Source organism: Paraburkholderia sp. XV, assembly GCF_020177535.1.
GTDB classification, from domain to species: Bacteria; Pseudomonadota; Gammaproteobacteria; order Burkholderiales; family Burkholderiaceae; genus Paraburkholderia; species Paraburkholderia caribensis.
On sequence record NZ_JAGUUD010000103.1, the window covers coordinates 21,427 to 29,494 of the forward strand.

An 8,068-nucleotide genomic window follows, 5' to 3' on the forward strand; every position below is an offset into this window, starting at 1 on the left:
CCCGAACGATTATTCGCGCTGCTGCACGTAGCGGCCAGGCGCAGGCTCGATCACCGGAAACTCCGCCGAGCCAGCTTGCGCCGCGGGCTTCACCTTCTTGCCGCCGAACTGGGCGAGCCAGCCCGTCCATTCGGGCCACCAGCTGCCGGGCGTTTCCGTCGCGCTTGCGAGCCAGTCGGCGGGATTGTCGGGCAGCGTTTTATCGTCGCCCGCCACCGACCAGTAGCTGCGCTTTTTCTTCGCCGGCGGATTGATCACACCGGCAATATGGCCCGACGCGCCGAGCACGAACTTGCGTGGCCCGGTCAGCAGCGGCACCGACGCATACGCCGTTTCCCACGGCACGATGTGGTCTTCGCGCGAGCCGTAGATGAACGTCGGCACGTCGATGCGGGTCAGGTCCACCTTCTCGCCGCACGTGGTGAGCGCGCCCGGTTCGCGCAGCTTGTTTTCCAGATACGTGTTGCGCAGGTACCAGCAGTACATCGGGCCCGGCAGGCTCGTCGAATCGCTGTTCCAGTACAGCAGGTCGAACGGCATCGGCGTGCGGCCCTTAAGGTAGTTGTCGACGACGTAGTTCCATACGAGGTCGTTCGGGCGCAGGAACGAGAACGTGTTCGCGAACTCGAGGCCGCGCATCAGGCCAGGCGGCGTGCCGTTCTTGCCGCCGATGGTCTGCTCGCGCATCTGCACATGCGCTTCGTCGACGAAGATGTCGAGTATGCCCGTGTCGGCGAAGTCGAGCATCGCCGTGAGCAAGGTCATCGATGCCGCGGGATGCTCGCCGCGCGCCGACGCCACGGCTAGCGCCGTCGCGAGCAGCGTGCCGCCGATGCAGAAGCCGAGCGTGTTGATCTGCTCGCGGCCGCTGATCTGGCGCGTGGTTTCGATCGCGGCCAGCACGCCGTCGCCGATGTAGTCGTCCCAACCCTTGTCGGCGATCGATTGATCCGCGTTGCGCCACGAAATCAGATACACCTGATGGCCCGACTCGACCGCGTGCGCGACCAGCGAGTTCTCGGGCTGGAGATCGAGGATGTAGTACTTGTTGATGCAAGGCGGCACGATCAGCAGCGGCCGCTCGTACACGGTCGCCGTGCGCGGCTTGTACTGGATCAGCTGCATCAGCTCGTTCTCGAACACGACGGAACCTTCCGACATCGCGAGATTCTTGCCGACCACGAAACGCGATTCGTCCGTCTGCGAGATCTTGCCGCGCTGCATGTCGTTGAGCAGATTCATCACGCCCTGACGCAGGCTTTCGCCGTTGCTTTCGAGCAGTGTCTTTTGCGCTTCTGGATTCAGCGCGAAGAAGTTGCTCGGCGAGGCGGCCGCGGTCCATTGCTGCACGGCGAAGCGGATGCGCTCGCGGGTTTTCTGGTCGGTTTCGAGCGCGTCTACCAGTTCCTGCAGATAGCGCGCGTTCAGCAGATACCACGCTGCCGTGTACGCATAGACGGGCGTCGTCTTCCATGCATCCGAACTGAAGCGCCGGTCCTTGAGCTCGATAGCCGAGGAGCTCGTCTGCGTCGACTGTTGCAGCAACTGCATCGCCTCGCGCGAATAGTCTGACTGCAACTGCTGCAGACGCCCGGACGGGATGGATGCGCTCGGCACCTTCAACCCGGCAAGCTGCTGCGTGAACTGTTGCGCAATCTGCGGATTGAATGCCTGTCCGAAGAATGCGTTGAACGGTTGAGCTTCGGCCGGACCGTTCGGTTGAGCTTGCGTTTGCGCAAACTGTTTGGCCAGTTGCTCGAAGAAAGGATTCGCGAATGGCAGCGAACCAGCCTGCGCCGTCGCCGCTTTCGCGAAGTCGGGCATGGCGGGGACACTAAATGGATTGCCGTTCGCTGCAGCCTGCGCGCCTATCGAACGCCATGCGTTCATCCAGGCATCGAACCATTGATGCACCCCTGCCGCATCCGCCTGCTGCTGCGTGCGGTCCGACGAGGTGTCCGTGCGAGAAGAAGTCGAGGAAGTTTGAGATGCAGCCATGCCTGCTTTTAACCGAAAGGTCCTCGCGGACGGGTTGAGAGGCAGGTACTCGCGCGGGAGCAGCGAATGGTTCGCGACCGCGTTACGTCCTTGCCCAGTGGAGAACATTCTTGCGCCCCATCGCAAGGCATGTCAATGCTTGTTCCCGATTTTGCCGCACTGCGATATTTTTTTCATCATCGTTTTCCCGATGTATATGAAACCGAATTGCCGATGGAACAAACGCTCGCGCTGTGCAATGCAAAACGAGCCCGCTACTACGGGCTCGTCTGGCTGATGGAGGAATGCGCGGAACGCTTATGCACTGCGCAACCGCGTAGGTCTTCTTATTTTCGCGCAGTGCAACATAAGACCGTATAGGACCCCGCTTAACGTCGGGTCAGGCGCAGCAAAATTGCTTTTGTGCAGCGGGAGTTAGACGCGCCTGTCATTGATCCGCGAGCCAGATCAGCGCGGCCATCCGGCCTGTTTCGCGATCGCGTCGATAGGAGTAGAAGCGCTCGCGTTCGGTGACCGTGCAGTGATCGCCGCCTGTTACGTTCGTCACGCCAATCTGCGCGAGACGCCAACGCGCGAGCCGCGGCAGATCCGCGAGGAACTTGCCGGCGTTCAACGGGTGTTCGACGAAGGCGCTGGCGACGGCCTCGCGTTGTGTGCCGCCGACACCGTTCATGAAGGCGTCACGCACGTCTGGTCCGACCTCGAAGGCCTGCGGGCCGATGCATGGGCCCAGGTAAGCATGCAACGCTGACATGTCAGTGCCCGCGAGCGACGCGACACGCTGCGCCGTATGCTCCACGACACCCGACGCGAGACCGCGCCAGCCCGCATGCGCAGCGCCCACCGCGCGGCCCTGCGGATCGCATAGCAGGACGGGCATGCAATCGGCGATCATCACCACGCATACCGTGCCCGTCCGGTCGGTCACGCTGGCATCGGCTTGCATCAGCGGTTCGCCGCGCCGTGTGGCGGCCAGCACGTCGCCGGCGTTCACGACGGTCGCGCCATGAACCTGCGCGAGCCATGCGGCTTCATCGCGCGCCGTCAGCCGCATCAGACGCGCACGGTTGGCTTCGACATGCGCGGGATCGTCGCCCGACTTTCTGCCGAGATTCAGCCCGCCCGCTCCATCGACGCCATCGCGCCATGTGCCGAACGGCGGCAGGCTGACGCCGCCGTTGCGCGTCGTGACGAGCGCCCGCACGCGCGGCGACACGGACCACTCGGGGCGCAACACGTCGTTGGTGGTCAGCTCAGGCAGCGTCATGCGCGGTCGTCCTTGTCGGGTGATGGTTCGTCGTCTTCATCGTCGTAATCGTCTTCGATCGATGCGTCGGCTTCATCGTCGTAGTCGTCGTACTCGTCGAAATCTCCCTGGTACGCAGCGTCGTGCTCGCGGCCGAGGCCCAACGCTTCGGACAGTTCAGCGATATCGTCGGGCACGTCAGCGCGCCATTGCATCGTGCGGCCCGTGCGCGGATGAACCAGCGCGAGCCGCCACGCATGCAGCGCCTGGCGCGCGAAGCCGCCCGGCAGCGGCGTCACCGAGCGCTGGCCGCGCGCACGTCCGTACACTGGGTCGCCTAGCAGCGGATGGCCGACATGGGCGCAATGCACGCGAATCTGATGGGTGCGCCCGGTTTCCAGATCGCAGTGAATCGCCGAGACGGGCTGACGCTCCCATATGGCCGAATCGATGCGCCGGAAGTGCGTGCGCGCCGGCTTGCCCGCGGCGCCCGTCACCACGGCCATGCGGGTGCGCTCGCGCGGATCGCGGCCGATCGGCGCGTCGATCGTGCCTTCGTCGCGCATGTTGCCCCACACGAGCGCGAGATAGCGGCGTTTCACGGTGCGCGCCTGCAGCTGGCGCACGAGGTCGGTTTGCGCTTCGAGCGTGCGCGCGACGACCATCAGTCCCGAGGTCTCCTTGTCCAGCCGATGCACGATGCCCGCGCGCGGCAGGCCCGCGGCCGCGTCGCCATAGCGATGCAGCAGGCCGTTGAGCACCGTGCCGCTCCAGTTCCCCGCAGCGGGATGCACCACGAGGCCGGCCGGCTTGTTGATCACGACGAGCGTGTCGTCTTCATAGACGATGTCGAGCGGCACGGGTTCGGGCGTGAACGCAAGCTGCTCGGGCAGCAGATCGGGCACCAGCTCGATCGATGCGCCAAGCGGCACCGGCTGGCGGATTTTCGCGGGCTGTCCGTCGACGCGCACACGCTGCGCCTCGATCCAGCTTTGCAGCCGGCTGCGTGAAAACTCCGGAAAGACTTTGGCGAGCACCTTGTCGAGGCGCTCCCCGGCGAGCTCGGACGGCACCGTGACGACTCGCGGCGCTTCGTCTGCGCGCCGCGCGGAGCCTTGCTCCGCGCCGGATGCAGACGGTGGGGAGAGCGCGTCGCCGACCAGATCGTCGTCAAGGGCATCGGTGCCCGGGTCACCTGCCGATACGTTGGCGGGGTCGGCGCTTGGGCTATAATCTTTGTTGCTCTTCCGCGCGCCCTGACCGGGATGCTGAGCGGGACGCGGAGTATTGGAACGGGTCATCGAGACTGGGTCACCTGGACGTAAAGCTAGACTGGAAAATGCGAGCCTTGAACATCATTACTCAAACTGTTCGAAAGACGGTGGCCCAAAAGCTGGCCAGGAAAGCAGCCCTCTATGGCGCTTCCATGGCAGCCGTTACGCTGGTGGCGGCCTGTCACGGCCTGCCGGAAAAGACCGACGAAACGGCCACGTGGACCAACAATAAATTATATACGGAGGCGCAAGACGCCTTGAGCGGTGGCGACTTCGGCAAGTGCGCGAAATACTTCGAAGCACTCGAAGGCCGCGACCCGTTCGGCCACTTCGCGCAGCAGGCGCAGATCAACGTCGCGTACTGCAACTGGAAGGACAGCGAAACGGACGCCGCCGACCAGGCCGTCAACCGCTTCATCCAGCTTCACCCGGATCACCCGGACATTCCCTACGCGTACTACCTGAAGGGCATGATCCACTTCAACGACGATCTGGGCCTGTTCGGCCGCTTCTCGGGCCAGGACATGAGCGAGCGCGATCCGAAGTCGCTGCGCGAGTCGTATGACGCGTTCAAGGTCGTCGTCGACAAGTACCCGCAGAGCAAGTACGCGCCGGATGCGGCCCAGCGCATGCGCTATATCGTGAACGCGCTCGCGTCACACGAAGTGCACGCAGCGGACTACTACTACCGCCGTGGCGCGTATGTGGCCGCCATCAACCGTGCGCAGCTCGCGATCAAGGAATACAAGAACGCGCCCGCGATCGAAGACGCGCTGCACATCATGATGCTGTCGTATCAGAAGCTCGATCAGCCCCAGCTTGCGGACGACACGAAGCGCATCCTGGCGGGCACGTTCCCGGACAGCCCGTACATCACGGGTCATGCACGTCCGGGCAAGGAAAAGTCCTGGTGGCAGTTCTGAGGGCAGTTCTGACTCGCCTGACCGGATAAAAAAACGCCACGGTTGCATACCGTGGCGTTTCTGTTTCTGGCGTCCGCGTTTCCGTGTCTCCGCGTTGATGCATAGGGCGCACGCTTCAGTCCGTCACATTCAGTCGCGCTCGAAGAGTGCGATCGACTCCACGTGCGAGGTGTGCGGGAACATGTTCACGACACCCGCGCCCTTCAGCCGGTAGCCCGCTTCGTGCACGAGCAGGCCCGCGTCGCGCGCGAGCGTCGCCGGGTTGCACGACACGTAGACAATGCGCTTCGGCAACGGCCCTTCGCCGCTCTGCGCAATGTCCGCGAGCGCCTTCGACACCGCGAGCGCGCCTTCGCGCGGCGGATCGATCAGGTATTTGTCGAAATGACCGAGCGCGCGGATGTCGTCGGCGGTGACTTCGAACAGATTGCGGCACGCGAACGACGTATGGCTGTCGACGCCGTTTTCCTTCGCGTTGTCGAGCGCGCGCGAGGTCAGCACCTCGCTGCCTTCGATACCCACCACTTCCCGCGAGATCCGCGCGAGCGGCAGCGTGAAGTTGCCGATGCCGCAGAACAGATCGAGCACGCGGTCGGTCTTCGCCGGTGCCAGCAGACGCAGCGCGCGGCCGACCAGCACGCGGTTGATCTGATGGTTGACCTGCGTGAAGTCGGTGGGACGGAACGGCATGCGGATGCCGTATTCGGGCAGCGTGTAATCGAGCTGCGCGTCGAGCGGATAGAACGGATAGACCGTGTCCGGCCCCTTCGGCTGCAGCCAGAACTGGACATTGTGCTGATCGGCGAAATCGCGCAGCAGCTGTTCGTCGGCCTCGTTGAGCGGCTCCAGAACGCGCAGCACGAGCGCCGTCACCGATGAGCCGACGGCCAGTTCGATCTGCGGCATGCGGTCGCGAATCGACAGCGCTTCGACCATGTGCCGCAGCGGCACCAGCATGTCGGACACGTGCGGCGGCAGCACTTCGCAGCTCGTCATATCGGCGACGTAGCTGCTCTTCTTTTCGTGGAAACCGACCAGCACGCCGCCCTTCTTCGCGACGTGGCGCACGGTGAGGCGCGCGCGATAGCGGTAGCCCCAGGACGGGCCGTGGATCGGCCGGAACACGGTTTCCGGGCGCAGCTTCGACAGATGGACCAGATTGTCTTCGAGCACGCGCTGCTTGACGGCGATCTGCGCGCGCACGTCGAGATGCTGCATCGAACAACCGCCGCAGATGCCAAAAAACTTGCACTGCGGGCGGGTACGGATCACGCTCTCTTTAAGAATATCGACGAGTTGCGCCTGTTCGAAGCTGGGCTTTTTGCGGTAGCTCGAATAGGTGACGCGTTCGCCGGGCAGCGCGCCCTCGACGAAGATGACCTTGCCGGGCGAGCCGTCTTCCGTGACGGTGCGGCCGACGCCACGCGCTTCCATATCGAGCGACTCGATATCGAGTTCGGGCGCCTTGAAGGGACCGGCGGCAGCGTCTTCGCGCGCCTGCTTGCCCTTTCTGGACGAGCGCGTTTTACCAATGTGGGGGACAGTTTCGGACACCTGCGACTTCCTGACAGACTGTGTAAAAGTGGGACCAAACACGAGATTGTAGACGAACGACACACACCGACGGAGATTTGACGATGCGACTGATCAGCTGGAATGTCCAGTGGGGACGCAGTGCGCACGGCGACGTGAACCTGACGCGAACGCTCGACGAGGCACGCCGGCTCGTTGATTTCGACGTGTTGTGCCTGCAGGAAGTCACGCGTGGCTTTTCGGTGCTGGCGGGGCATCCGGGCGACGACCAGTTCGCCGAGATCGCGGACGCCCTGCCGGGATTCACGGTGCTCGAGGCGATCGGCGCGGATCTGCCCGCGTTGAAGCTCGATGCGCCGGCGGCGCCGCGACGGCAGTTCGGCAATGCGATCGCGACGCGTCTGCCTGTCGAGCGTGTGATCCGCCATTCGTTGCCGTGGCCGGTCGATCCGGAGGCGCCGTCGATGCAGCGCGTCGCGCTTGAGGCGGTGCTGCGCGCGCCGGGCGGCTCGGTGCGGGTGATCGTGACGCATCTGGAGTTTTATTCGCTGAAACAGCGGCTCGCGCAGGTCGACCGGCTGCGCCAGTTGCAGCAGGAAGCCGCTGGGCATGCGGCGCATCCTGTTTCCGCCGAGAACGCCATTGGGCCGTTTGCTGATACCGGGCGGCCGGTCAGTGCCGTCGTGTGTGGCGACTTCAATAGCGCATACGATAGTGATGCATACCGGCGGATGCTCGAGCCGCTCGAGGGCAGTCCTTCGTTTATCGATGCCTGGACCACGTTGCATCCCCGTCAGACGCCGCCTATGACGGCAGGTGTCTTTGACAAGGTCCAGTGGGCAGATGGGCCGCTGACCTGCGATTTCGTATTTGTCACTGAGGATTTGCGGATGCGGTTACGTAGGTGTGAGGTCGATGGCGCGACCCGCGCTTCGGATCATCAGCCTATCTTGGTCGAGTTGGGTTGAGGTTTTTTTTTGGGTTTTTTTTGTCTGCGACGATGGGGTGGTTTGCTTGCTTTTGCGCTGGCATCCGCGTGACGTTAGCTTGCTTCAGGCGTCGCCCCTGTGCGGGGCGGCACCTACTTTTCTTTG

At 63.7% G+C, this 8,068-nt stretch carries 6 protein-coding genes; 2 read left to right on the top strand and 4 right to left on the bottom strand.

All coding sequences use genetic code 11. The annotated features are described in order from the left end of the window. Positions 1–9: 9 nt before the first annotated feature. From phaC to KFO72_RS32945, 3 genes are all read right to left on the bottom strand, one after another. Positions 10–1,998: a class I poly(R)-hydroxyalkanoic acid synthase gene (phaC, locus tag KFO72_RS32935; protein ID WP_225033851.1), complete on the bottom strand. Its 1,989-nt coding sequence runs from the start codon at positions 1,996–1,998 to the stop codon at positions 10–12. Positions 1,999–2,425: 427 nt separating this feature from the next. After that, the gene (gene pgeF, locus KFO72_RS32940) at positions 2,426–3,265 is read right to left on the bottom strand and encodes a peptidoglycan editing factor PgeF (protein WP_062915396.1); all 840 of its coding nucleotides are present in this window, start codon (positions 3,263–3,265) and stop codon (positions 2,426–2,428) included. Beyond that, the gene (locus tag KFO72_RS32945; RefSeq protein ID WP_225033852.1) at positions 3,262–4,545 is read right to left on the bottom strand and encodes an RluA family pseudouridine synthase; all 1,284 of its coding nucleotides are present in this window, start codon (positions 4,543–4,545) and stop codon (positions 3,262–3,264) included. Before KFO72_RS32945 ends, pgeF begins: the two co-directional genes overlap by 4 nt. Positions 4,546–4,583: 38 nt before the next feature. On the opposite strand from KFO72_RS32945, the gene KFO72_RS32950 reads away from it, so the two are divergent. Then, a complete protein-coding gene (locus KFO72_RS32950) occupies positions 4,584–5,441 on the top strand; it encodes an outer membrane protein assembly factor BamD (RefSeq protein ID WP_036005095.1) in 858 nt (285 codons plus the stop codon). A 129-nt stretch (positions 5,442–5,570) separates the two neighbouring features. On the opposite strand, the gene rlmD is transcribed toward KFO72_RS32950, so the two are convergent. Continuing rightward, a complete protein-coding gene (rlmD, locus tag KFO72_RS32955) occupies positions 5,571–6,995 on the bottom strand; it encodes a 23S rRNA (uracil(1939)-C(5))-methyltransferase RlmD (protein ID WP_062915875.1) in 1,425 nt (474 codons plus the stop codon). An 83-nt stretch (positions 6,996–7,078) separates the two neighbouring features. Here rlmD and KFO72_RS32960 point away from each other — a divergent pair, with 83 nt between their 5' ends. Further along, the gene (locus KFO72_RS32960) at positions 7,079–7,942 is read left to right on the top strand and encodes an endonuclease/exonuclease/phosphatase family protein (protein ID WP_225033853.1); all 864 of its coding nucleotides are present in this window, start codon (positions 7,079–7,081) and stop codon (positions 7,940–7,942) included. Positions 7,943–8,068: the final 126 nt, after the last annotated feature.

Bases quoted from the DNA above. Each gene is read 5' to 3' on its own strand.
- phaC (WP_225033851.1), bottom strand. From the start codon at position 1,998: ATGGCTGCATCTCAAACTTCCTCGACTTCTTCTCGCACGGACACCTCG.
- pgeF (WP_062915396.1), bottom strand. From the start codon at position 3,265: ATGACGCTGCCTGAGCTGACCACCAACGACGTGTTGCGCCCCGAGTGG.
- KFO72_RS32945 (WP_225033852.1), bottom strand. From the start codon at position 4,545: ATGACCCGTTCCAATACTCCGCGTCCCGCTCAGCATCCCGGTCAGGGC.
- KFO72_RS32950 (WP_036005095.1), top strand. From the start codon at position 4,584: ATGCGAGCCTTGAACATCATTACTCAAACTGTTCGAAAGACGGTGGCC.
- KFO72_RS32960 (WP_225033853.1), top strand. From the start codon at position 7,079: ATGCGACTGATCAGCTGGAATGTCCAGTGGGGACGCAGTGCGCACGGC.